Annotated in this window: 25 protein-coding genes and 2 tRNA genes; 26 read left to right on the plus strand and 1 reads right to left on the minus strand. The window is 40.0% G+C overall.

The features are described from left to right. The first annotated feature begins 30 nt into the window (after positions 1–30). The 26 genes from IB67_RS07810 (at position 31) to IB67_RS07935 (ending at position 25,256) form a co-directional block, all read left to right on the plus strand. Positions 31–1,581 (plus strand): hypothetical protein, encoded by a 1,551-nt coding sequence (locus tag IB67_RS07810; protein WP_498875224.1) that lies wholly within the window; start codon positions 31–33, stop codon positions 1,579–1,581. 57 nt (positions 1,582–1,638) lie between these two features. Further along, positions 1,639–2,091, plus strand: coding sequence for a tetratricopeptide repeat protein (locus IB67_RS07815; protein WP_178137766.1), 453 nt, complete (start codon positions 1,639–1,641; stop codon positions 2,089–2,091). Then, positions 2,091–2,717, plus strand: a complete 627-nt coding sequence (locus tag IB67_RS07820; RefSeq protein ID WP_498875225.1) for a hypothetical protein — start codon at positions 2,091–2,093, stop codon at positions 2,715–2,717. The genes IB67_RS07815 and IB67_RS07820 overlap by 1 nt, the downstream gene beginning before the upstream one ends. 27 nt (positions 2,718–2,744) lie before the next feature. Further along, entirely contained in the window at positions 2,745–3,506 is a 762-nt protein-coding gene (locus IB67_RS07825) for a lysophospholipid acyltransferase family protein (protein ID WP_424695276.1), read from the plus strand. Next, the gene (locus IB67_RS07830; RefSeq protein ID WP_072760925.1) at positions 3,487–4,056 is read left to right on the plus strand and encodes a bifunctional nuclease family protein; all 570 of its coding nucleotides are present in this window, start codon (positions 3,487–3,489) and stop codon (positions 4,054–4,056) included. The genes IB67_RS07825 and IB67_RS07830 overlap by 20 nt, the downstream gene beginning before the upstream one ends. Before the next feature lie 38 nt (positions 4,057–4,094). Then, the gene (locus IB67_RS07835; RefSeq protein WP_339745309.1) at positions 4,095–6,548 is read left to right on the plus strand and encodes a hypothetical protein; all 2,454 of its coding nucleotides are present in this window, start codon (positions 4,095–4,097) and stop codon (positions 6,546–6,548) included. Between the two features lie 56 nt (positions 6,549–6,604). Further along, entirely contained in the window at positions 6,605–7,219 is a 615-nt protein-coding gene (locus tag IB67_RS07840; RefSeq protein ID WP_143145325.1) for a hypothetical protein, read from the plus strand. Positions 7,220–7,265: 46 nt separating this feature from the next. Further along, positions 7,266–9,608 (plus strand): phenylalanine--tRNA ligase subunit beta, encoded by a 2,343-nt coding sequence (gene pheT, locus IB67_RS07845; RefSeq protein ID WP_498875226.1) that lies wholly within the window; start codon positions 7,266–7,268, stop codon positions 9,606–9,608. Between the two features lie 48 nt (positions 9,609–9,656). Continuing rightward, positions 9,657–10,418 carry a SagB/ThcOx family dehydrogenase gene (locus IB67_RS07850; RefSeq protein WP_339745301.1) on the plus strand — a complete coding sequence of 254 codons (762 nt, stop codon included), beginning with the start codon at positions 9,657–9,659 and terminating at the stop codon, positions 10,416–10,418. A gap of 55 nt (positions 10,419–10,473) precedes the next feature. Next, positions 10,474–11,367 (plus strand): DMT family transporter, encoded by an 894-nt coding sequence (locus tag IB67_RS07855; RefSeq protein WP_339745299.1) that lies wholly within the window; start codon positions 10,474–10,476, stop codon positions 11,365–11,367. After that, positions 11,336–12,406 carry an acyltransferase family protein gene (locus IB67_RS07860; RefSeq protein WP_339745296.1) on the plus strand — a complete coding sequence of 357 codons (1,071 nt, stop codon included), beginning with the start codon at positions 11,336–11,338 and terminating at the stop codon, positions 12,404–12,406. The genes IB67_RS07855 and IB67_RS07860 overlap by 32 nt, the downstream gene beginning before the upstream one ends. Positions 12,407–12,586: 180 nt before the next feature. Next, positions 12,587–14,323 (plus strand): ABC-F family ATP-binding cassette domain-containing protein, encoded by a 1,737-nt coding sequence (locus IB67_RS07865; RefSeq protein ID WP_339745293.1) that lies wholly within the window; start codon positions 12,587–12,589, stop codon positions 14,321–14,323. Positions 14,324–14,356: 33 nt separating this feature from the next. Further along, the gene (locus IB67_RS07870; RefSeq protein ID WP_339745290.1) at positions 14,357–14,809 is read left to right on the plus strand and encodes a GNAT family N-acetyltransferase; all 453 of its coding nucleotides are present in this window, start codon (positions 14,357–14,359) and stop codon (positions 14,807–14,809) included. A gap of 34 nt (positions 14,810–14,843) precedes the next feature. Continuing rightward, the gene (locus tag IB67_RS07875; protein WP_339745286.1) at positions 14,844–15,722 is read left to right on the plus strand and encodes a deoxyribonuclease IV; all 879 of its coding nucleotides are present in this window, start codon (positions 14,844–14,846) and stop codon (positions 15,720–15,722) included. Between the two features lie 18 nt (positions 15,723–15,740). Continuing rightward, positions 15,741–16,196 (plus strand): SRPBCC family protein, encoded by a 456-nt coding sequence (locus IB67_RS07880; RefSeq protein WP_339745283.1) that lies wholly within the window; start codon positions 15,741–15,743, stop codon positions 16,194–16,196. A 23-nt stretch (positions 16,197–16,219) separates the two neighbouring features. Then, positions 16,220–16,840 (plus strand): thiamine diphosphokinase, encoded by a 621-nt coding sequence (locus IB67_RS07885; protein WP_339745280.1) that lies wholly within the window; start codon positions 16,220–16,222, stop codon positions 16,838–16,840. After that, entirely contained in the window at positions 16,819–17,937 is a 1,119-nt protein-coding gene (dxr, locus tag IB67_RS07890; RefSeq protein ID WP_339745277.1) for a 1-deoxy-D-xylulose-5-phosphate reductoisomerase, read from the plus strand. The genes IB67_RS07885 and dxr overlap by 22 nt, the downstream gene beginning before the upstream one ends. Positions 17,938–17,963: 26 nt before the next feature. Further along, on the plus strand, positions 17,964–19,451 hold the full coding sequence (locus IB67_RS07895) for a M50 family metallopeptidase (RefSeq protein WP_339745274.1): 1,488 nt from the start codon (positions 17,964–17,966) through the stop codon (positions 19,449–19,451). A 41-nt stretch (positions 19,452–19,492) separates the two neighbouring features. Next, complete coding sequence (ispG, locus tag IB67_RS07900; protein ID WP_424695301.1) at positions 19,493–20,563, plus strand: flavodoxin-dependent (E)-4-hydroxy-3-methylbut-2-enyl-diphosphate synthase; 1,071 nt, start codon at positions 19,493–19,495, stop codon at positions 20,561–20,563. Positions 20,564–20,632: 69 nt separating this feature from the next. After that, complete coding sequence (gene surE, locus IB67_RS07905; protein WP_339745271.1) at positions 20,633–21,412, plus strand: 5'/3'-nucleotidase SurE; 780 nt, start codon at positions 20,633–20,635, stop codon at positions 21,410–21,412. Continuing rightward, positions 21,390–21,890: a peptide deformylase gene (gene def, locus IB67_RS07910; protein WP_339745268.1), complete on the plus strand. Its 501-nt coding sequence runs from the start codon at positions 21,390–21,392 to the stop codon at positions 21,888–21,890. The genes surE and def overlap by 23 nt, the downstream gene beginning before the upstream one ends. Positions 21,891–22,020: 130 nt before the next feature. Next, the gene (locus IB67_RS07915; RefSeq protein WP_339745265.1) at positions 22,021–22,272 is read left to right on the plus strand and encodes a hypothetical protein; all 252 of its coding nucleotides are present in this window, start codon (positions 22,021–22,023) and stop codon (positions 22,270–22,272) included. A 128-nt stretch (positions 22,273–22,400) separates the two neighbouring features. Then, positions 22,401–23,135, plus strand: coding sequence for an SIMPL domain-containing protein (locus tag IB67_RS07920; RefSeq protein WP_498875227.1), 735 nt, complete (start codon positions 22,401–22,403; stop codon positions 23,133–23,135). A 120-nt stretch (positions 23,136–23,255) separates the two neighbouring features. After that, positions 23,256–24,977 (plus strand): phospho-sugar mutase, encoded by a 1,722-nt coding sequence (locus tag IB67_RS07925; RefSeq protein WP_498875228.1) that lies wholly within the window; start codon positions 23,256–23,258, stop codon positions 24,975–24,977. A 71-nt stretch (positions 24,978–25,048) separates the two neighbouring features. Beyond that, a tRNA-Leu gene (locus IB67_RS07930) sits at positions 25,049–25,138 on the plus strand. 41 nt (positions 25,139–25,179) lie between these two features. Beyond that, positions 25,180–25,256, plus strand: a tRNA-Met gene (locus tag IB67_RS07935). Between the two features lie 56 nt (positions 25,257–25,312). Here IB67_RS07935 and IB67_RS07940 read toward each other — a convergent pair. Further along, complete coding sequence (locus IB67_RS07940) at positions 25,313–25,954, minus strand: hypothetical protein (protein ID WP_339747920.1); 642 nt, start codon at positions 25,952–25,954, stop codon at positions 25,313–25,315. Positions 25,955–25,995 lie beyond the last annotated feature (41 nt).

The raw sequence follows: 25,995 nt of genomic DNA on the forward strand, positions 1-25,995 counted from the left end.
TCAGCTATGAGGGTGGAGGAGAGTAAAAGGGTGAAGAAATTGCCGTTAAAAGATGTCAAGTATCTGTTATTGATAGCGTTTTTACTTCTAACATCGCTAACTTTTGGTGTTATAGATGAAGAAACTGCAAGACTCTATTTCACACAAGCACTGAAAAGCACTTACAAAGGTGATTTTGCGAAAGCCTTTGAGCTATCACAGAAGGCACTATCCGGACGTGTGTACGTCCAGGAGCTGCCGTACTTCTGGTATCTGAGAAGTCGCTTGAGGATAATTAACAATCAGGTTGATAAAGCACTCGAAGAGCTGAAGAATTTCACAATGCTTGTCAGAAGTGATGACATAGACAATCTCATAGCAAAAGTTAATTATTTTAGAAAGCTGAATCTTTCCCCATCCTCCACGTTTGTAATGGGATATGTCAATTCTTTGAACGGGTACGTCAAGGGAATAGAATATTTTCAAACCCCGATGAGTTTAACAGTTTACGGTGATAAGTTCGCTTTACTGGACTCTAAAAATAGAAGAATAGTTGTTGCAAAACAAAACAGAATTTTTAGTATAAAAAAGGTTTCGAAGGACTTAAAGCAAGTGTTTTTTGACAGAAGCGGGCAGCTATATCTACTTGGGGAAAAGGCTTTGTACAATGAAAGCGAAGCAGAGATAATAAGTGGGTTGAAAGTACCATATATAGCCGGACAGGATAGAGAAGGTTATATATACATAGTCGATTTCGATAGATTAATAAAGTACAATCCAAATACGAATAAGAGTCTGGAATTCAGACTTGAAAGGATGACTTTTGTACTCGACGCTGAGATGACCGTCGACAAGCTTTATATACTTGATGCCTTATCTCAAGAAATTTATGTGTATTCTTTGGATAAATTGCAGAGGATTGACGTTGTAAGAGTACCTGAAAAGATATGGAATTTTGAAGTTACACCCTACGGTGATATCATTTATCTTGGAAAAGATAAGATAGTTGCGGGCGGAGTAGAATTTCAAATGAAAGGTGTTAACTTCATAGAATATTCTTACCCAACGCTTTTCCTGATTAAATGGAAGGGAAATGTCATAGATCAGTATTGGTTGAAGGATGACAAACCAATTTTTGTTAACATAGATAGTTTGCATTTTGATGACAGTAATGCATATGCTTATATCAGAGTCGAAGATTTGTACGGTGATGAGATCCATTATATAGGTTACGCGCTCTCAATGTTTGAACAAGATGTCTATGTGCCTTCCGATGCTTATATCGAACAAAGAGAATCGAAGAATATTTTGTTAAATACGTGCATCAATGAACTGGTAAATTACAGGCTCGCAGGCACAAGAGTATTTGGCAAGTGTTCTATACTCTCAAAATTCACTGGCGGGCTGTCAGTTCAGACTATTCAGGATACGATGAAAAGTAGACTTTATTGGGTGACGAGATGGACGTACTTAAAGCCTGTCCCCCCTGGTGTTATAAAACTCAGTGCTAAAGTCGCTTTCAAAGAGCAGGTTTATTATGACACGATGTTTTATACAAACTTGCTTATTAACGCTATGAATAGTGCAAGCGAAGGAAAATAGTTTCCGATTAATCGATATTGAATTCGAGCCGATAAAATTTACAGGGGTGAATGTGTTATGAAAGAAATCCATAATGAAATCGTGCAACAGATAAAAAGAGCGGTGGAATTGACAGAAAACGGATTGTACGACGAAGCACTTAAAATATACAACGAATTGCTCAATAAAGATATTCCTGATGTTTATAATAATGTTGGGAACATATACAGGCGCCAGGGGATGCTCGGTAAGGCAATAGAGATGTACCGGAGGGCTATACAATCTGACCCTTATTTTTCACTTGCATATTTTAACCTCGCGTGCGCCTTGATGGAAATGGAGAGGTACAGCGATGCTGTTATGTTCTTTGAAAAAGCAGAAAAACTTGGACTGCAGGGATTTGAAACAGATGTGCAAATCGCATTGTGCTATATAGCGCTCGGAAACAAAAGGAAGGCTTCCGAGCGGATGAGGGATGAAAGAGTAAAGGCTGAAGTGCAGAATTACATAGATGGGAGGATTGATTTGTAGTGGGGCTTTCGAGTATCCAGTATATTAACGATTTAAAAGCCTTGGGGGAACTGGTACTTTCTAACTGGTACATAATCCTTCCTTTCTCTGTTTTTCTGCTTTTCTTCTCAAATTTTGTGGAGTTTCTAAGTTTATGTTTTATTGGATTTCTTGTGGGGTTCAGTTATATAAGTCCTATACTTTATACGTTCATTGAAAAATATCTGCCAAATGCGTTTGCGGTGGTAAGCAAAAATGAGATAATTTTCTCTATATCGATTTCTATCATCTTTGCTGTGATATTTTATGGACTTTATAAATCTATAATCTTCCTCGGGAGTTTCTTTATCGGTTTTTTCGCGGTGAATTTTATAGTGAACTCGTTTGCACAAACGTACGTGTCTCTTCCGTGGTACGCATATGTTGTCATTGGAGCTATAGTTGGTTTGGTAGCAGGGTTTTATGCCACAAAGAATAGTGCAAAATTCATCGGATTCCTCTCAATGTTGTTGGGATCTTTCTTTGTGGCTCTGACTCTAACAACACTTTTCAATCGATATGTGATAAAATTAAATGAGATGGTCTTTTCATATACGGCTTTCATTATAGCACTCGTTGTCTTTCTTGTGCGCGTGCGTAAGTTGTAACATCAATCGATATTGGAGGTTTCGATGATGCGCATTATGGGAAAATTGCTGAGTGTTATGAGAAGCATCTGGTTTTTGATAGGTGCTTTTTTGTATATTTTTGTTTATGGTTCGTTGGTGCTCCTAATAGGGGTGATTCTCGGAAAAGAAAGAGGACGGAATTTTGTCACGAAGCAGATAGAGGTTTTTGGTAGGGCTGCTTTCAAGCTTCTTGGAGTGAAAGTGTTTGTTTGCGGAAAAAAGCCGGATGTGAAGAGCAATTATATCGTCGTGGCAAATCACCAAAGTATTTTGGATATACCAATGATAATCGGCTTTGTTGGACCGACACCGTTCTTGGCAAAGAAAGAACTTGGGAAATTTCCAATTATAAACTTGTACCTCAAGTACCTGGGAAGTGAACTTATTGATAGAGGGAATATACGGCAGACCGCAACGGCGATTAGAGAAGTTATGAAGAAGCTCCAAGAAGGGTATCATTTTGTTATCTTTCCAGAGGGTACTCGTTCGCCGGATGGAACTGTCTTGCCTTTTAAGAACAGAAGTTTGGAAATAGCTTTCAAATCAAAGGTTCCAGTGCTTCCTGTGGCTATGTGGGGAAACCACTTGGTCATACCCAAACACAGCCTTTTGGTTAAAAGTAACAAAACTGCCATGAAATTCTGTGAGCTTGTGTATCCGGAGAATTTTTCAAGTGAAGAGGAACTGAGATTGCACGTCGAAAATGTTATTCGCAATAGTGTTGAAGAGTTAAAAGAGGTGATTAAGAATGAAAAAAGCGGTAGTTAAGGCGTTAGTTTTGGATAAAGTTTCAAATACGCCCGTTGTTTTGCTTGGTATAGAGAATACCAAAAAGATATTGCCTATATGGATTGGGGCATGTGAAGCAAGTGTTATGGCAATTGCCATAGAAAGAGTACCTTTTGAAAGGCCTCTCACTCACGATTTGATGATAAGGATAATCGATGAACTGAGTTTGAAAATAGAAAGATTTGTTATCCATTCGATAAAGGATAATGTTTTTTACGCAAAGATAGTTTTGAGAGATTTAACGGTGTCCGAACAAGAGGCTTCGGAAGGTGTTAATCCTTTCATTGAAATCGATGCGAGACCGTCAGATTGTATTATACTTTCGCTGAAAACCGGAGCGCCACTTTACGTAGCAAATGAGATAATAGCTACGGAAGCTATTACTTTGGAAGAGATCGGAGAGAGTGAAGAAGAATTCAAGAAATTTGTTGAAGATTTAGACATAAGTGAATTCAAAAAGCTACTGAACGAACATCCAGAGAAATTCGAAGACTCTTCAAATGAACCAGATGAGCCTAATGATGAATAGTTATTATAATTTGATATTATCGAGGCAGGGGATGGCGTGTGCCAAAAGTGCCAAAGATTCCAAAGATAGATCTTGGAAAAGTTTTTGGTTTTTTGAAGTTTGGGAAGAAGAAAAGCGAGAGCTCAAAAGAAGGAACAGGAGAAGCAACGGAAAAAGTGAGCAAAGAGCCTATTAAGGGATTCAAAGGTATAATCGATAAAGTCAAGACGCTACTGTTAACTATATGGAGGCGAAAGTTGCTTTTTTATTCTCTTGTAGGTGTAATTGCAGTTACTTCGGTTGTGATCTTCTTAATGATGCGTCCGAAAACACCTGAGGCGGTTTTATCTGAAGGGACGCAAACTGTTGAAAATTTAGTTATCTCAATTCCATTTGGAGCTTTTCCATATGAGAAGTCGTTTAAGGTAAGAGTGGTACCGCAAGGTGCTGTTCAGGGCGTGTTAAGTACTGGGAATTTTATTAGTCCAATCTTCGAGTTGATTCCAAGCGATGGGAATTATAACATGGCGACAGTGCCGATAAAGGTGAGGTATTATTTCCCTTCAAGTCTTTTAGGTAGCAACGATTCAAATGCGATTGCGTTCGCGGGTTTAAGCAGTGATGGACAGGTTTACAATATAATCCCGGGTAGTTCCATCGATAAAGACAGTAGGGGTTACTATGTCGAGGCAAGTTTTTTCGTTATCCCCAAATGGCTTGGCGTTGTTTCCGTGCCTGGACAAGTGTTGAAAACTGGGATTTTGGAAGTTTATCGTAAAGTTTCAGCTTATCCTTCTTTGCTTATTGTTCCCGGAAGCGATGCGAATTTCTCAGGGTATTATGAATCTGCAAAGGTTTCACCACTCTCGTTGTGGCAAGGTGTTTTCCCTGAAAGGTCAATATATGTTTATCAATACCCTTTAAATAGTTCGAAATCTTACAACTACAGCAGGGCACTGAAGACATTCCAGGAAGCAAATCCACTACCAAGTCCTATAATATTCGAAGCAGAAAGGTTAGCACAAGAGCTCAAAAGATTTGAGAATGTTGAGTTTGATATTATCACCCACGAAATTGGAGGACTAATAGTTTATTATTGCCTTGCAACCCATCCGGAAATTAAGAACGTTAGAAAGGTTGCTTATATATCTGTTCCATTTTACGGGACCAATATAGCGGATCCGAGGCTTGCAACAACTGTTTACGCGTCAAAACCTTCAGCTGCTTCATTGCTTTACAACCTTCCAGAAGGTATTGTTGCGGCTTTGCAAGGCTATTTAAAATCCTACATAGAAGCGATTAACGGTTATTATTCTGAAGTTCTACCAAATTCTGATTTCTTGAAAAAATTGCGCTACCTTCCTTATAGAACTGATGTAGACGTAATGGCTTATATGGGAAATACCCCACCTCTTGCGATAGATGTTACTTCGAGTTTGCTCGAGAAATTCTATCCGGAATTAGTTCTGAACACGGGTGATGGCGTTGTTACAAAAAATGCGGCAAGGTTGCCTTACATGACGCTGAAAATCTTTAATGGAAGTTGGAATGACTTTTACTCATCAGATGCTTTCGTTCAGGAGTTAAAAAAATTCTTGGCTTACGAAATTCCTGAATTACCACAATACAAAGATGATACCTTTGCTGAATACGTCACTACTGAGCAGGAAAAAGTCTTTGAAAGGTTCCTAACATCAAAAACAATAGAGGGATTCTATACGGAAGAATGGAAGATAGGGAACAACCCATTTGTGAAATTTTTGAAGTCATTTACTTACCCAGGGAATCAAATTGCCGTGTATGGTGGAATAATATACACAGCTGATGAAAAAGGTCTTTACGTAGGCGGAACAAAAGTCTGGGAAGAGAGTGTTCAAAATCTAAAAGAGACCATAGATGGAATCAGCTACGGAACGCAGGTTAAGGTTTTTTACAGGAAACTTGCCGATAGCGTTTCCTATGATCAGGTGTCATCTGACGATTATTTGGTGACAAAAGATTTCGCGATATTCGCAAAACCAAGAAGCGACGATAAAGTTGATTTCGTAGATAACACCGGAAACGTAATTGCAACGCTGAAAGGTATATATGGCAGGGTTATATACGATGGAAAAGAAATTCTTCTACTTACAAACAGGGAAGTGTATAGATATTATTACAACATCAAATACACCGCCCCTGTTGGGTTACAGCGAAGCTATGATATGACGTATGCTATAGTTATCGATGATTACATACTTGCTACTACAAGAGCCTACGGTCTTCTCATATTCGACAAGCTTGGTAATTACGCATACACTGCGGAAGGGTGGATGGGAAATCTCGGTCTATATTCTTCCGGAAATTATGTTGTGGCTGTGGGCGATAGTTTTATAACGTTCATAGATTTTGCAAACAGGCGAATTAACCGTATAGTCGAAGATGTGGAAGGTATAGTCTACGATGCAACAGTTTGGGAAAATAATTTATACTTGATGACAAGCGAAGGTGTGCTTGTGTACAAGATTGGGTGAGGTTCCTTGCTTTATTACATTAAACACTTATTATGATCTACGAAGGAGGCATTTGGATGATACATCTTTTTTTAGCGCACTTTGTTGCGGACCACGGTTTCACGGATAACGCAAAAATACGGCACTACAAAGGTTACAAACTCCTGGAACATATCGTTTGGTCAATATTCGCGCTACTTGCATTTACTTTTGATACACTTTTGAAAAGCAGAACAGGGATAATTGTGCTTGTTTCTATGATGGCAATTCATGTGCTCGGAGATGTTATGCGAACTAAAATAGCGAACATTACAAGAATCCATATTTTGGAAGTTGGCTTGCTTTCCATAGCTTTCGTGCTCAATTTATTCGTAGCTGATGAATTTGTAAATTCCTACATATCAAAAGAATTTGCAATGTACTTATTGGGTATGGCTGTTGTCAGTATGGCGGTTACTTATTTCTTCAAGAATTTCTATCCTGGTAATGAAGAATACAACGACTTAGACGGTATTTCTGAAAGGTTGGCGTTTTATGTTTTCTTCTTAGGTAACAATTACCTTCTCGCTTTCTTGTCGCTCGGCTTAGGTCTTCTATACAGATTTTGGAAGACAAAGCCATCGCACGTGTGGTGGATTAGTCCAATGTCCGCCGTATTGATAAGTATACTATGGAAGGTTTTAATATTTTAAAAAGTATTAGAGAGAATTGTGAAGGGATAATTGGGAGGTGTCTTTTGTGAAGATTTCTTTGGATTGGTTGAACGATTATATACAGGTTACGAAGGAAGAAGTCAACGAGGCGTTGCCGAGGTTGGGATTTGACATAGGTGAAAATGGTCCTGTTTTTCCAGTCGTAGGTCCAATCGTTGTTGGGAAGATAGAGAGTATCGAAAAGCATCCGCAAGCTGACAAATTGCTTGTTTGTCAGGTGAATATCGGGAATGAAACGAAGACAATACTAACGGCAGACTTATCGGTTCAATCAGGTAAATATGTCTACGTTGCGTTAAAAGGTGCTAAATTAGCCAATGGAATAGAGATCCAAGAGAGAGCTATGCGAGGAGTTGTTTCTGAAGGTATGATGTGCTCGCTTGAAGAGCTTGGGCTGGAACAGAAAAGCGAACATGTTTTTACGTTCGACGGTCCTGCACAGCTCGGGGAAGACGTTGTAAAATTGCTTGGCCTTCATGATTGGTATTTCGATATGGAGATCACGCCAAACCGCCCAGATGCGCTGTCTTACTTTGGTGTCACAAGAGAGCTCTCAGCTGGATTGAAGAGGACCCCGAAGTTCCCTATCCCAAGAGTTAGGAACGCTGTCAATGAAGATAAGATAGATGTTTTCATTGAAACAGATGGATGCTGGCGATACACGGCAAGAGTGATAAGGGATGTAAAGGTTGGACCGAGCCCTCTTTGGCTGCAAAAAAGATTGATAGCTTCTGGTTTGAGACCGATTAATAACATCGTTGATATAACAAACTACGTCATGCTTGAAACGGGACACCCCGTCCATGCATTTGACCTCAAGAAACTTGCTGGAAAGATTGTCGTCAGAGATGCAAAACCAGGAGAGAAGATGCTGCTTTTGGACGGTAAAACCTACGAATTTTCAGGTGGTGAGGTTCTCATAACCGATGGTGAGAAGCTGCTCGCTCTTGGTGGAATCATGGGTGGAGAGGAATCAGGAATAACAAATGAAACAACGGATGTCTTACTCGAAGTTGCAATGTTTGATCCTGTTAGGATTAGAAGAACTTCGAGAAGATTGGGTGTATCGTCAGATTCTTCTTACAGATTTGAGCGCGGAGTTGATTTCGATGATGCTGTTTTTGTCATAGAACGATTGTCGCAGCTCATAGAAGAGTTAGCCGATGGTAAAGCATCTAAGGAGATAGTGGATAATTACCCAAGAAGAATCGAGCAGAGAAGAATTTTTGTGCCAAAGTCTTTGCCTAAGAAGGTCTTGGGAATCGATGTCAAACATATAGGCGAATACATCGAGCCACTTGGATTTGAAGTTGAAGAGACGAAGGAAGGATACGAAGTCTATGTCCCATCGTTTAGGTATTTCGACGTGTCGATACCTGAGGACATCATGGAAGAGGTGGGAAGGATTCATGGCTACGAACACTTGCACTCAGAAGCGCCTCGAATGCCGGCACTCGAACATGGCAGAAGTAAGAATCATAAAAGGAGAATTGAACTGAAATACTTCATGACAGGTCTCGGCTTCAACGAAGCAAACACGCTTTCTTTCACTTCGAGCAAGATAGTTGAAAGCTTCGAGGTTGCAGGAAGAGGTCTTCCCGTAAGCAATCCAATTATCTCTGATTTCGATGTAATGAGACCTTCACTGCTTTACGGATTACTCGAGTCGCTCTCGTACAATTACAAAAGGCAGATTAAAGATGTAAAACTCTTCGAAGTAGGGAAGGTATTTGCTGTTAAAGATGGGAAGCCATTTGAGCAGGAAGCTCTTGGCTTCGTGCTTACTGGCAGAGAATCTCCAAGGGACTATACAGATAAAAGAAACATAAGTCTCTACACTGTCAAAGGCGTTGTCGATGAGCTGTTTGAAAAGTTCGGATTAGAAATGACATACAGGAAGTTGGAAAAGAAGGGAATAGTTCCGACAAGGGGTGCGGAGATTTACCATAAAGATAAGTATGTCGGCTTTATCGGAATGCTTGAACCAGAACTTGTTGACAAACTTTACGACGTGAAAGACGAAGTCTATGTTGGCGAGATTTATCTCGAATTTATTTTCAAGGCTGATGAGAGAAGAGTTTACAAAAGCATACCGCAGTTCCCGTACATTCGTAGAGATGTTTCTTACCTTATTCCTATTGGATATGAGATTGAGAGTTTGCTTAAGATATACAAAGAATGCCCACTTGTTGAAGAAGTTGGAATAGATGATATTTACAGGCAAGTCGGTGAAGATCTTTACAGCGTGACTATATACGCTAAGTTCAGGGATTCTGAAAGAACACTCAGCGATGAAGAAGTTGACTTGGCACTTGACGATATCAAGTCCCGTATAAAAAAAGAGTGCGGTGTCTCCACAAGGTTTTAAGTGAAGTTTTGCTAACGTGTTGGATTCCAGACTCCAAGGGGGGATTTCATGAGAAGCAATGACTTTACAGATTTCACAAAGTCAAGAACGCTTTTAAAATCAAACTGGGAAGCACTTGAGAATTTTAAGAGCGACCAGCAAAAAGGCGAACCGATGCCGCCTTTTGAAAAGCCCATTTCTGAGGGAGTTCACTTGGTGAAATTGCCTGAATTTAAGGATAGCATCGTAGTTAAATCACCAAACGTTTTTGAGGCTATTGCTAATAGGAGAAGTCATAGAAAATACCTTAAAATGCCTTTAACTCTTGAGGAGCTTTCATTTTTGTTATGGGCAACGCAAGGTGTGAAGAATGTAACTCCGAAAGCCACTTTTAGAACGGTGCCATCAGCCGGAGCGAGGCATCCTTTTGAAACATATGTGTACGTTCGAAATGTGGAAGGGCTGAACGAGGCAGTTTACAGATACTTACCTATTGAACACAGTTTAGTCTTACATCGGTCGGACAGATACTTGCGTGAAGAAATTATACGCGCAACTCTTGAACAAACATTTGTTGGAGAAGCTGCTGCGGTTTTCATTTGGACAGCTATGCCATATAGAACTGAGTGGAGGTATGGTCCGGCGTCTCACAAGGTAATACTTTTGGATGCAGGACATGTCTGTCAGAATCTCTACATCGCCTGCGAAGCTATAAAGGCAGGTACTTGCGCAATTGCAGCGTACAGTCAAGAATTGATGGACAAATTCTTAAGACTTGATGGCACAGATGAATTTGTAGTCTATCTTGCGCCGGTTGGAAAAGTACAGTAATGGTGATTCTGTGGTAAGTGATTAAAATAAAGATTGATGAGATTCTGGAGGCAATATGGAAAATCTTGATGGCAAGATTTCTTATACACTGAAGAAAAAGTTCATTGCGACGTTCTGGTTGCTCTTTTTGACATTTTTGTGGGGGCTTACCTTCCCTATACAGAAGCTCATTCTGACAGAAGAAGTTTCACCTTTTTTGTACAACGCAATCCGATTTTGGATTGCCACCTTCCTGTCAGCTATAATCTTTAAGAACTCCGATTGGAAAAGAGGTTTCATACTTGGAATTGTCATGGCGCTTGCCTATGCGACTCAAACTTGGGGATTAACGATCACTACATCTACGAAGAGTGGATTCATAACGTCTCTTTATATAGTAATAGTCCCATTTTTTGCGTATGTTCTTGAACGCGAGAAAATAAAACTTTTGCAGGCTGTTGGATTTGTTGGTGCGCTTGTTGGTATGTATCTATTGAGTGGTGGTATAAGCGGTTACAATTTTGGAGATTTCCTAACGACGATCTGCGGCATCATGTATGCCCTACACGTGGTGCTTATAACGAAATTCTCTCGCCAGGTGAGTGAGTATGCACTTTTGACACCACAATTTTTCACAGTAGCGTTGCTGAATACAATATTCAACTTCTTCCATGCTGGTAGCAACCAATCTTCGTGGACTTTCTCTCTCAATGCGCTCTTTGTTGCCGGCTTCACAGCGGTTACAGCAACGATAGCTGCGATAATAATACAAGCAAAGTATCAAAAGGTCGTAGGGAACAACGTTTCGGCACTCATATTCGTTGGAGAACCGATATTCGCGATGCTGCTTTCGATGTTGATTCTAAAAGAGTCTCTCACATTTACTCAAATCTTTGGTGTGATATTGATGATAATGTCTATAATTGCGGGGGTTTTAAATGTCAACCGAAATGAGACAGATAAACGCTAAAGGAGAAAGGGAACGCCTGCATTGGATTGATTACGCACGTGGACTCGGGCTTGTGTTAGTTCTATTGGCACATTCGCAGTTGCCGTTCAAAATTTTTGGGATTGCTTCGTACATTATAGTGATTTTTCCATTCATTTCGGGTTATTTATATAAAGAGATGAATTTAAACGAATTTTTCAAAAAAAGGATACCACTTATTTACAGTTATTACTACATAGGTTTTATTGGCCTTGTACTTTGGATCTTTTTAGTTCCGGTGGAATTAAAGAAAGCTGATAATCTGAGCTATGTTATTAACTACATTTTTGTCAGAACTGTTGACATGGATTCTGTACCGCTAACGATCGTTCCGTTGTGGTATTTGTTCTTTTTGTTTCTGGCTGAGTTTGTTTATCAATTTTCTAATAAGTTGAACATTTTGTATTACGTCATAGCATTAGGTATAGCAAAACGCTTCATCGGGTTTGAAATTCACAGTTTTAAGATAGGTGTTGCACTTTCTGGATTGTATATGTTTCATCTTGGCAGGGTTTTTAAAGAAAAGAATGTGCGTATCAACAACATTGTTGGGATTATTTCCTTCTTTGGCTGGATTATAATTGGTTGGTTTTTTGGAGAGACTGGCTGGAACTTTGATTGCTATGGAAAGAACGCAATTGGCAAGTTTTTTGTTATAATTGGCGAGATACTCTGCGCTATATTCTTCTATTGGTTCGCTAAGATTTTGGAGAAAGCGGTAAATCAAAAAGGATTTTTGCATTTAGTTTCAGTGTATATAACTAAATTTTTGAAGGAGTTATCCGATAATGCGATATTTGTCTTTGGTTACCATATAACAATCGGAGGTTTAATTTTTGCATTACTCAGGGTATTTGGACTCAATGTTAGCATTGAAACCGTAAGTAAGTATTGGTATATAACATTCTTGTTTATGATAGCATCTGTGTATTTACTCATCAAATGCTTACCAAAACCTGTTAAGTTATTTTTATCCCAACCAGATGCTTTCCTCAAGAGTATTCGAAAAAATAAGGCATAATCAAAGGTAATTAGCATGTGATTTTCTCTTGCAGTAAATGTGGCTATCTGAAAGGATAGCCATTTTTTGTCTCATGTTTCTAAGAATAGTTTAAAAGGATACTTAGATATGGTACAATTAATAAAGCAATGGCCTGAAGTGAAAAATGGTGTAAAGCACTGCGAAAGGGTGTTGCAACAGATGATAACTATTAGCAATCTTTCAATATCTTTTCCCGAAAAGGCTCTTTTTCAGAATTTCAATGTAAGTGTGTATCCTAATGAAAAGATAGGTCTCATGGGAAAGAATGGTTGTGGAAAGAGTACTCTCTTAAAAGCCATAGCCGGTAGTTTTAACGACTACTCAGGCGAGATATCCGTACAAGGCAAGGTTTTGTATATGGACCAGTACAGAACATTCGATGCGAGGACTCCGTACGAATACTACATGAAAATCGCTGACACGCCAGAGAAAGAAAAGAGTGCGCGAAGTATTTTAAAAGGACTCGGCTTTTCAGAAGAAGATTGGCACCGCGATATTTCTACATTTAGCGGTGGTGAAAAAACAAAGTTGCACATCGGAAGGCTCTTTGTGGAAGAGCCAGACTTTTTATTACTTGACGAGCCAACGAATTTTCTCGATATTGAAAGTATAGAGTTTTTGAAAGAGCTCTTGAATAAATTCCGTGGCGGTTATATAGTGATATCGCACGACAGGGATTTTTTGAGGAATGTTTGTAAGAAGTTCTGGGAGATAAACAATGAACGCGTATGGGTATTCGACACGGATTTTGACCACTACCATATCGAAAGGCAGAGAATTATAGAAACTCAAAGGCGGCAAGTTGCCAATATCCAAAGAGAAGTTGAAAGATTGAGGACAATAATAGACAGATACAAGAAGTGGGGAAGGGAAAAGTTCGTAAAACAGGCAAAGAGTAAAGAAAAGATGCTTGAAAAGATGCTCGAGGAACTCGAAAATATGCCAAACTTGTATTTAGAGGAGGAAGATAAGAAGATAGAAATTCCAACTCCTGAGAACACTGGGTATGTTGTGCTGGATGTTAAGAACGTTTCTTGGGAAAACCTTTTGAGAGATGTCAATTTTACTGTATACAACGGTGACAAGATAGCCATAGTGGGACCTAATGGTTCAGGGAAGACGACGCTCCTCAAGATTATTACAAACAAAATAAATTACGTGGGCAATGTTTTAGTTGGCTATAATGTAAAGATGGTTTATCTTGAGCAATTCGTTGACCAGCTTGATTTAGAGAATACGGTTTTCGATGAAATATTTGAAGAAATGCCGGACAGACCTGATTACGTTATCCGTGCCTATGCGGGGAGGTTCGGTTTCAAAGGCGAAGCGGTGTTTAAGAGCGTTAGTGAACTGAGTGGTGGTGAACGGCAGATACTTGCGCTTGCAAAAGTCCTGCTGAGAAAGCCGAATGTGCTCATCTTAGACGAGCCAACTAATCATATGGACCTCGAGACTGTTGAGGCACTCGAAGAAGCGTTAAAAGAATACAGGGGCTGTGTTATAATGGTCTCACATGACTTAGAGCTCATAAGAAACGTATGCAACAGGTTTTTGACTATCAAGAGCGGGACGATTGTCGAGGTAAACGAGCCTATCTTTTATTCCAAAGAGCGTGAAAGGGTTGAGAAAGAGAAAAACGTAGATTTTGAAGAGCGTAAAAAGCTTAAGAATCAGCTCAAGAGCATGAAGAGGCAGATGGAGGAACTGAAAACCAGAGAAGAGGAGCTTTACAAGGCAATATCTGAAATTGAATCAGAGATGCATATGCATACAGATTATGTCAAGCTCATGGAACTGATGAGTAAGAAAGAGGCTTGTGAACAAGAGTTACTGAGTATAATTGAGAAATTAGATGAACTTCAAGTAAGGGTTTCAGAACTCGAGAGTAATGATTAAGGTAATTGAATTTTTCTTAGGAGCTGTCAATGTATGGACGAACTCGTTTACAAAACTTCGAATGAAGATAGCTTGCAGAAATTTAAAATAGTTTCAGACGATATCGCATACTTCTCAGAACAAAAAATAACAAAAGCACAACCTGTTGTGCTTGTATTTTCTGTCAATGGCGAGGACATCGGATTTGTGAAATTCGATTTGCGGGTCTTCAACAGAAATGCTTATATAACCTACTATGTTATTCCAAAATATAGAGGGCAAGGCTATGGAAAGGCGATGTTGCAAAAGGCAATCGGATTCGCATTTGGTGAGATGAATCTGCACAGGTTGACAGCAGAAGTCTATGCGTACAATGAAAAATCTATAAAACTTCTTGAATCACTTGGTTTTATGAGGGAAGGCTTGCTAAGAGAGGCAAAATTCCATGATAATAAATATTGGGATATACTCATAATGGGAATTTTGAAAGAAGAGTATCGTAAGTAAATTTAAAATTTGCTGCGGATAAGAGGTGAAACGCATGGACAAAGATGAAATAAAAGTTAGAGAATTAATAATAGGAGCTCACATGCCAATCGGCGGTGGGTTTGCAAGAGTACCAAAAGAGACGGTTGAAATACGCGGGAACGCGTTTCAAATATTCCCGCACAATCCAAGGCAGTGGCAGGCAAAACTACCGTCAGATGATGATATTGTCCATTTTCTGAGAGATGTGAAGAAATACAATCTCAATCCAGAATATTTCCTTTGCCATGCTGGTTATCTTGTGAACATCGCAAGTCCGAAAGAAGACATTTGGGAAAAGTCTGTCGAGCTGATGGAAATCGAAGCTAAAATCTGCAATAAGCTCGGCATTAAGTATCTTAACATACATCCTGGCAGTCACCTTGGGCTTGGTGAAAAGGAAGGAATAGAAAGAATAGCCCGTGCACTTAATACTGTAATGAAGAAAGACAAAAATATACATATCCTGCTCGAAAATGTCGTCAAGAAGGGTGGAAATATAGGGTATAATTACCATCAGATGAGAGAGATTATACAGCTCTGCGAGTATGAAGAGAGGATAGGATTAACGTTTGACACGTGCCATGGATTTGATGCGGGATACGATGTAACAAGTGGTGAAGGTTTAGATGCACTAGTTAAGGAGATCGAAAACACTGTAGGTGTCAAGAGGCTAAAATTCGTGCACTTGAACGATACTAAGAATACACTCGGTTCTAACAAAGATAGACACGAAAACATAGGTGTTGGAAACATAGGACCGAAATTGGATGTCTTCCTCTCAAATCCTATATTTGCAAGTCTGCCACTTATACTCGAAACTCCGGGAGATAATCCTGAACATGCAGAGGATATAGCGAAGGTTAGAGAGATATGGGAAAAAATAACCAGATAAAAGGATAGGTGACAGTTAATGAGTGAGAGAATTGGAATAAGCAATCAAGAGATGGAATTTCACGAACGTATTAAAGCCCCATTAGAAGTAGTCTGGAAGGCGTTCTACAATCCAAACGGTTGGGACCCGTGGTTTACCGATGGGATGAAGATTGACGAAGAGAGCGGCGAAATTTACTTCAGATGGTTCAGGCTCACCGATGGACAAGTTGTTACAGATAATGGCAGGATAGTTAGTGTTATTCATAAGCGCTTGTTTTCTTTCTGGTGGTATGAGTATGAAGATGGGTACAGGTCTTTTGTAGAGTTTTCTTTCCAACCAACCGATGAAGACGAGACTATAGTTACCGTCAAAGACAAGACATTTGTTAAAGACGAGAGTGAGCTCTCCATCAGGTATGGATGTGCGTATGGTTGGGGACAGATGCTCTTACTCGCAAAACTTTATATCGAGAAAGGATTAGTGGTTATTTAATGTTTTTAATGGGGGGATGCTAAGTGAAGGCTTCTATTATCTTGAATGGCAATTCTAATGGCACTATGTACATAACTGGTGAGTTGATAGTTGCGTGTGATGGTGGAGCAGAAGAACTCAGAAGAAGGAGAATTGTGCCACATGTACTCATAGGAGATATGGATTCAATATCCGACGACACGCTTGAATACTTTGAATCGAAAGGCGTCAAAATACAAGTTTATCCTCACGAGAAAGATGAAACAGATTTTGAACTCGCACTTAATTATATCTTTAAGCACGGAGCAACGGAGGTTGAGATACTCAATTGGCAAGGCGAAAGGATAGATATGATACTCGCAATGATAGGCCTTATGAGCAAGTACGATAACGTTACTGCGATATCTGATAATTGCGAAGTTGGCGTGATAAGAGCAGGTGAAAACAGCGATCGTACATTAAAAGCAATACATGGTGAAATCTGGTCTTTCATACCTCTTTGCAGTGCGGAATTTTCGATAGAGGGTTTCAAATACAAATTTGACGGTAATATGGAGATAACATCTCCGATAGGTGTGAGCAACATAGCTCTAAACAATGAAGTGAAAGTAAATGTTAGACAAGGTAAGGTGGTGTACGTACGTTGGAAGAAAAGACCGTTGTAATACTCGGCGCAACAGGTTCGATAGGAACTCAAACCGTTGATGTTATTAAAACGCTCAAGGGTTTCAAAGTAGTCGGCATCTCTTTTGGAAGAAATGTATCATTAGCTGAGAAGATAATTGATGAACTTGATGTGAAGTATTACATTTCTGAGAGAGAGGCTTCGAAGGGTGTTAGAATTGAAACTTTGGAAGAGCTTCTTTCGATAACAGAGCCAGATATTGTTGTATGTGCAATTCCAGGTTTTGAAGGCGTTAAGGCTGCGTTGGAAAGCTTAAAATACACCAAACGACTTGCTCTCGCAACGAAAGAGGCGCTTGTATGCGCAGGACCGTTTGTTAGAGAAATCGCTCGGGAAAACGGGGTAGAAATAATACCAATCGACAGCGAACATTCCGCTATATTCCAGCTTTACGAACCTCACGTTGATCATATACTCATAACGGCTTCCGGTGGTGCGGTGAGAGATGTTTCGTTTGATGACATACCTTCACTAACTCCTTCTCAAATTTTAAGACATCCAACATGGAGCATGGGCGGAAGGATAACTGTGGACTCGGCAACGATGGTCAATAAGCTGTTTGAGGTTATAGAAGCACACGAACTTTTTAATCTTGATTATGACAAGATAGATGTTAAACTCAATCGTTCGAGTTTCGTTCATGGGATTGTTTTCTTAAAAGATGGGGTTATAAAGATACATGCCGGAAAGCCTGACATGAGAATTCCTATTGCGTATTCTCTCACTTATCCCGAACGGATTTATGAAAGTTACATTGCCGATGTCAAAGAGTTTGATCTCAGCTTGTACGATGTTGAAAAAGAACGCTACCCAATCTTTCATTACGGACTCGAGCTGGCAAGAACGCAGTCAGGATTGTCGTGGAGGATAGCACTGAATGCAAGTGACGAAATCGCCGTTGAATACTTCTTACGAGAAAAGATCACGTTTGGACAGATTGAGACCGTTGTCAAGAAAACGGTGGATTACGTAATCGAGGCAGATAAATCTGTCGAAAGCATAAACGACGTGTACGAAATAGACAATATCTCTCGAGATTACGCAGAAAAGGTTGTAAAAGAGTTTTTGAGTAAATAAGAAATGAACTAAGGAGGTTGAAATATATGACTTTAGTTGTTAACATCATCGCTTTCTTGCTGGTATTCATGTTCATCGTTGTTGTGCACGAATTCGGTCACTTTTTGTTTGCAAGGCTTTTTGGAGTTAAAGTTCACGAATTTGCGATAGGATTTGGACCACAGATTTATAGGAGAAAAGGGAAGAAGACGGATTTCAGGATAAATATCTTTCCGCTTGGAGGTTATGTGAGGCTTAAAGGTGAAGACCCGAGCGAGGAAGAAGATTCAGATTCACTTTACGGGGTCTCCGCATGGAAGAGGTTTTTAATAGTCCTCGCAGGTCCTGTCTTCTCGATATTGGCTGGATACCTCTTGTTTATACTTATTATCTCAAATTGGGGATACACGCCGATTATAGTCGACAAGGTTATTCCAAACTCACCAGCAGAGGAAGCTGGTTTGAGATCGGATGATATAGTCATGAAAATTAACGGTAAATATGTTTTTGATACGCTTGACATGACCGGAATAATAAGGCAGGGTAAACCAATAACGCTTGAGGTCAAGCGTGGAGACGAGAGACTTATATTAACTGTTCAGCCAGAATTAACACAGAAAGAGTACTATATCTATCTGAAAGATGTTAAAGGCGAAATAGGGCAAGAAATAGAAAGCATCAACAACGTACCATTTGAAAATTACATGGAGAAATATTCGAAAGGGTATGTCACGATAAAGACAGATTCAGGTGAAATTAGCGGGATATTAGACAACGTTTCCATTCTACCTAAACGATACGCAATTGGTATTTACTATGGGCAATTTTCCAACGTTTTTGCGAAAGATATAGACGTATTTTCAAAAGGTGACAAGTTGCTAAGTATTGGAGACATGGAAATTCGCTCTTCCAACGAATTGTTAGACGCGGTAACGGCACTGAGTTTGAAAGCCGATGAACTATACTTCAAAGTCAGCGGAAATAGAGTTGAGAGTGTTATTAGACCAATGGATACGATTGTAATGGTCAAATACGAAACCAATGGTGAGTTGAAAGAAATAGAATTCGAGAAAGATAAACTTGTTCAGATACTCTCCACGCCCGGTATTCTGGAAGAGAAGGCACAAAAGATTAAGCCGAGAGGATTTGAAGCGATTTCGATAGCTATTGCAAGGAGCAACAGATTGGCTCTTTATATTTGGAAGACTTTACCGGGGATATTCATAGGTAGAAACTTACAAGATGTGTCTGGACCAGTGGGAATAGTTCAGATAGTCGGGCAAGCTGTCCAGTTTGGATTTGAGACAGTGCTCATCGTTGTGGCCGTCATCACTATAAATCTCGGTATATTCAATTTGTTCCCACTTCCTGCACTCGATGGTGGGCGGATAATATTTGCACTGATCGAAATGATAACGAGAAGGAAGATAAACAGAAACGTTGAAAACCTCATACATACTATTGGATTTTTCTTGCTTTTGGGATTTGTGTTTTTCATGACGTTTATAGATATCGGAAGGTTTTTGACAAGATAGTGAATTTCGAAACAGATGAGAGAAAGAGGTGTATTTGTTTGATCAAAAGAAGGTTTTCTAAACCGGTAAAGGTGGGTAATTTAACAATTGGTGGAGATGCACCGATAACGATACAATCGATGACGAACACAAATACGAAAGACGTTGCTTCGACCGTTAATCAGATTAAGTCACTCGTTGAAGCTGGTTGTGAAATAGTTAGGATTTCTCTGCCAGATATTGAAAGTGCAAAGGCGGTTAAGTATATAAAAGACGGTCTAAAGTCTTTCGGTATAGATATTCCAATCGTTGGGGATATACATTTCGATTACAGAATAGCGATTGAGGCCATAAAGGAAGGCATAGATAAAGTTAGAATTAATCCGGGGAACATAGGTGATGAAAATAAAGTTGCAGAAGTTGTGAAATATGCGAAGGAATTCGGAGTGCCTATAAGAGTCGGTGCAAACAGTGGTTCGTTGCCGAAAGATTTAGAGAATTTGCCTAGGCACAAAGCCCTTGGAGAGGCGGCTTTGCGGGAAGTTCGTGTACTTGAAAAGCATGGCTTTGAAGATATAGTTATATCCGTAAAGAGTTCGGATGTCATTGAAACTATAGAAGCGAACAGGTACGTAGTGAGTTTAGTTGATTATCCGCTGCACGTTGGCGTTACGGAAGCCGGAACGCTCTACAATTCTCTCATAAAATCTTCTGCTGCCCTTGGAGTCCTGATTCTCGAAGGGCTTGTGGATACATTGAGGATATCTATTGCAGGAGACCCTGTGAACGAAGTTATAGCTGCTAAGAAACTGTTGACCGCACTCCACCTGAGAAAAGGACCGAATATCGTTGCGTGTCCGACTTGCGCAAGGGCGGTTTTTGATGTAGAAAGTGTTGCACTTGAGGTGGAGAAGCTTGTTTCGAACATTCGAGAAGATATTACCATATCCGTTCTCGGCTGTGTTGTAAATGGTATTGGTGAAGGCAAAGAGGCGGATGTTGGTATCGCTGGTGTAAAAGATGGTGTTGTTTTGTTCAGAAAAGGTGAGATAGTTGGTACGTACAAATTTGAAGAAGGTTTGAGAGAACTGAAAAGGCTTATTGATGGCGTATTGAGTGAAAAACACGGTTGATATGTCTGAACAATTTGAGCCAAGAAAACGAAAGAAAATGAAAGTTTTGAGGTGAGGAGGATTCAATAGATGAACATACTATTAGTTAACGACGATGGTGTAACAGCGCCCGGTATTCTGTGTGCGGCGCGATATCTTAGCAAGGAACATTACGTTGTGGTTAGTGCGCCTGAGTCAGAGCAAAGTGCTGTGGGGCATGGTATAACTTTAAGATTTCCTCTATGGGCAAGGAAACTCGATATAAACGAGCCATTTGAAATGTACGCGGTTTCCGGCACTCCGGCAGATTGCGTAAAGATAGGGCTTGATGTGATTTATAAAGAGAAAGGAATTGTACCAGATGTTGTCATCAGCGGCATAAATCGCGGCGAGAATTTGGGAACTGACGTTGTTTATTCTGGTACAGTCAGCGGTGCGTTGGAAGGTGCGATTGCAGGTATCCCTTCAATCGCGATATCAGTCGCCGATTTCAAAGCCCCAATTTACGATTCGGCTGCACTATTTTTACTCCAATTTTTAAAGGAATTTGATATAGGGAAAATCCCGAGGTTTACTGCGTTGAATATCAACGTGCCTTCGTTGCCGTTTGAATCTATAAAAGGTTGGAGATTCACCCGCCAGAGCAAAAGAAGGTATGAAGATTACTTTGAAAAGCGCATAGATCCGTCTGGAAGAGAGTACTACTGGATGCTCGGTGATATAATAGAAGATGATCCGGACCCGAAAGCTGATTATAAAGCGCTTGCTGAAAAGTACATTTCTGTAACGCCTATTACAATATTCATGACAAACGAAGAGCTTTTAAAAGAATTGGAGGGAATATACGGTGAAGGTAAGAGTCTTAGGTGATCCAGTTTTAAGAAAAAAAGCAGTGCCAGTGACTGATTTTGCATCGGTTAGAGCTATACTTGAAGAGTTTAAAATGACTATGTATTCTGAAGATGGTGTAGGCCTTGCTGCTCCTCAAGTCGGCATTTCTCAAAGGTTTTTTGGAATGGACGACGGGAGTGGTTTTAAGATGATTGTAAATCCTGAAATAATAGAGCACTCTGACGAGAAAGAGTTTGGGGAAGAAGGGTGTCTAAGTGTTCCTGGTGTTTTTGCTGATGTTGCGAGATACAAGTGGGTTCGGGTAAGATACCAAGATGAACACGGAAGCTACCATGAAGAACTTTTAGAAGGTTATCCTGCCAGAATATTCCAGCACGAGTACGACCATCTCAATGGTGTACTTTTTATAGACCACCTTGACAGCAAGACAAGAGTCGCATTGTCCCAGCAATTGAAGAAGATAATGGAAGAAAGACAGAAAGAAATGAAGAAATAAGGTGTAATATAGTAAAATATATTTCTTATGAACTATAGTTGCAGATAATTGACATTAAACGTAGTTTAGGATATAATAGTAGTAGTGGTGCAACCATTGTTTTTACTAATCCACCCTGGAGGTGACAAACATGGAAGGAAAATTAATAAAAGACTTTGCCATTAGATACGAACTCGACATCCTCAGTAAGAAAATCAAGATCAACGGAGAGCCTGAGGAGGATGTAAAATCTTTTCTTAGCGAACTCAAAGCTAAGGACGACCCAATCTCAAAACGGCTTTACAGAGACATTATAGAGAGTGCAATAACAGAGATGCGAACGATGGGATGGCAAGGAATGGATATCAAGAACTGGCTAAGAGATGTGGGATTTGAAGAATGAAAGCCGATTTAAATCATTTCTTTGAAAAAAGGTGAGAAGGGCACAAGTTTCTCACCTTTTCTTTTATCTTCCGTGAAGTGCAAATGGTATAATTAAAATGAAAATCCTCGATTAAGGGGGGAGTAGTGATGAATAATGGCAAGAGTTATTCTAACTTAATTTTTTCCACAGTCCTCGGTGTTTCGTTTATTGTCGGTATGGCGGTCTTTGGTTATTTCTTTTACCTTTCAAAACTTCCGCAAAAGGCTCTAACGGTAACTGGCAGTGCGCGGGAGATGGTGGTTTCAGACATTGCCAAATGGTCGTCGAACTTTTCAGTTAAGGTTTCGGAATCAAAATTGAACGAGGGATTCAAAAGTATGAAAATATCTGAAAGGCGTGTTCTGGAAATATTCAAAGAAAATGGAATAGAAGATGATGAAATTAGCCTTTCTGCGATAAGTGTTTCCGAACTATACACAGATCCTGAAAGGGTTACCGAAAGGCAGTATGTGCTTGCCCAATATATAACGGTTCAAACAGATGATGTTGAGAGGATCGCTCAGAAGGCAAAGGAGATAACGCAAAAAATCCTTGATTCTGGATTAGTATTTCAATCGAACCCAGTTGAATATTATTATTCTAAACTGCCAGAGAAACGAATTCAGTTACTTTCCGAAGCTGTCAGGGATGCAAGAAGGAGAGCGGAAGAAATTGCAAAAAGTAGCAATTTAAGAGTGGGAAAAGTTATCAGCGCAAGGAGTGGAGTTGTTCAAGTCCTCGCTCCAAACAGCGTAGAAGTTAGCGACTATGGTACGTACGATACTTCAACGCGTGAAAAGGAAGTTATGGTGACTGTTAACGTTGTTTTTGAAGCTAAATGAACATGTTTTCTGTTAAGAATCTCACTTGGAGCTTATCAAAATCATCAAGTGTGGTAAAATAAGACGTAGACTCGAAAATATTAAGCGGGAACACTTGGTAAAGTATAAGGAGGTATTGATATGAGAGATTACTTGGCAGAGTACAGAAAGTGGTTGGAAAGTCCGCATATAGACGAAGCAACAAAAGCTGAGTTGAAGGCTATTGAAGGAAATGACGAAGAAATAAAAGAGAGGTTTTTGCTTGAACTTGAATTTGGGACAGCAGGCTTAAGAGGAAAGATCGGTGCTGGAACGAACAGAATGAATATCTACACAGTGGCAAGAGCAACTCAAGGGCTTGCGGATTACATCAACAGCCGAGGAGAAGAATACGCAAAAAGAGGTGTGGTCATAGCCTACGATGTGCGAAGGATGTCTCGGGAATTTGCTCGAATAACTGCTCAGGTGTTCGCAGGCAACGGCGTGCAGGTTTATCTGTTCGATGATATAAGACCTACGCCTGTGCTTTCCTTTGCCGTGAGGTATTTGAAGACAGCCTCTGGTATAGTTATTACTGCAAGCCACAATCCTCCGGAATACAATGGATACAAAGTGTACTGGGAGCACGGCTCACAGATAATGGACGATATAGCTAAACCTGTTGAAGAAAACATCAGGAAGATAGAGGATTTTGGAACGATCAAGAAAATGGACTTCGATGAGGCAATAGCAAAAGGCTTAATAAAGATAATTGGAAAAGAAGTTGACGAGGCGTATTTTGAAAAAGTCTTGTCTTTGGCTCTTTGCGATGATATTGATAAGAATATTTCAATTGTTTACACACCACTCCATGGAACAGGTGGGAAGTTCGTAAGGTATGTTTTTGATAAACGTGGGTTTACGAACTATATCATCGTTCCAGAGCAAGAGATTCCAAATGGTGAATTCCCAACAGTTGAATATCCGAATCCAGAAGATTTAAAAGCGTTCAATTTGGCGCTTGATTATGCTAAAAAGCACAACGCGGACATAATCCTTGCAACTGACCCTGATGCTGACAGAAATGCCGTTATGGTGAAACACAACGGTGAGTATGTACCACTAAATGGAAACCAAACTGGTGCTCTCTTGATAGAATATTTGCTCTCTCAAAGGAAGAAGAAGGGTATACTTCCTAAGAACGGAGTCGTGATTAAGTCTATAGTAACCGGAGACCTCGGCAAGCTCATCGCTAAACAGTACGGTGTGGAAACTTTCGAGACCTTGACAGGATTCAAGAACATTTGCGGTCTTGAGAACGAATTGGAAGGTAGATACTCATTCCAATTTGGGTATGAGGAAAGCATCGGATATGTGACTGGAGATTTTGTGAGGGACAAAGACGGCGTTATGATGTCCATGTTGATCTCTGAAATGGCTGCGTACTACAAAAAACAGGGCAAGACGCTGATTGACGTACTTGAATCGCTTTATAGAAATTTCGGCTATTACCTCGAAGATAATTTCTCGCTTGTGTACGAAGGACTCAAAGGAATGGAAAAAATAAGAAGGATTATGGAAGTTTTCAGGAAGAAATTTCCACGGGTTATTGGTACGTTGGATTTAGTAGAATATATCGATTACAAAGAACGAAAACTGTACGATCGCAACGGAAAAGAGATAGGTGAAATCGAGCCACACATCCCTGCGTCGAACGTCTTGAGATTTTTCTTGAGCGACGGTTCTTGGTATGCAATAAGACCATCCGGTACAGAGCCGAAGCTCAAAGTGTACATATACACTGTGGACAAAGTTAAAGAAGAGGCAAGTAGGAAACTAACGGTTATCAAAGATACAATATTGAAAATTGTGAGCGAGGCATAAGTTAGAATAACCGATAATTGCATAGATAGGCTTGACAAATTCGTTTGCTCAGTGATATAATATCTACCGGAGCCGGGGTGGCGGAATTGGCAGACGCAGCGGACTTAAAATCCGCTGGGAAGTGGATTCCCGTGTCGGTTCGACTCCGATCCCCGGCACCAGGTGGATGCAATTAAATGAATTATGGAATAGAAATATGCGTCGCGGGGTAGAGCAGTCTGGCAGCTCGTTGGGCTCATAACCCAAAGGTCGTGGGTTCAAATCCCACCCCCGCTACCAGAAAAAACAGGGAGCTTAAAGCTCCCTGTTTTGTTTTGTAATCAAATCTTTGTGAGCTATTGGCGACCAGGAATGTACAGAGAGAATTTGGAGGCTATGTTTTCGTAAGTTTGTTCGTTGAGTTGAACCACTTTCGTTGGATGGAATCTGAGACCAACACCGAAAAATAGTAAATAGACTCGTCCCGTTTTTCCAACCGACACAGTAGCTTCCGGTGGTATTATTATATCGTACTTGGTCTTTATGCGCGGTTCCTTGTAATAGAAAAACCTATAGCTCGCAAGCCCTGGTTTTAATTCACCACTGAAGTATGTTGTGTCTTTATATTTGATCGTAAACCAGGAATTCTCATTTCCAACGACGAACACCATGAAGTAACCTGTGGTTGGATCATCGTTTAAAGCGACTAAAATTCTGTCGAAATCGTATCCGAAGTTTTGTAAATAGTTTGCTGCGGCGATGTACTTATCTAAAAGTGAATTTGGAGCTAACATGTTTTTCAAATTCTCGTTTTCCGATTTCATCTCAGATACTTTACTGTCGACGTATCTCTTCATCTCTTCGTATTGTTTCAAAAGGGTAGTGTAGCGCACAAAATTACCTATGGATAAGATAACCGATATGATGACTATCAGGAAAAAGAACATTCCGAAAAAAGATGAGAAGTCCCTTGTTTTTTTCTTTTTGGTTATTGGCACTTTTATCACCCCTGGTTTATTGTGAAATTATCTTGGAAATA

Origin of the sequence: Fervidobacterium riparium, assembly GCF_025370035.1 — a bacterium.
Classification (GTDB): domain Bacteria; phylum Thermotogota; class Thermotogae; order Thermotogales; family Fervidobacteriaceae; genus Fervidobacterium; species Fervidobacterium gondwanense.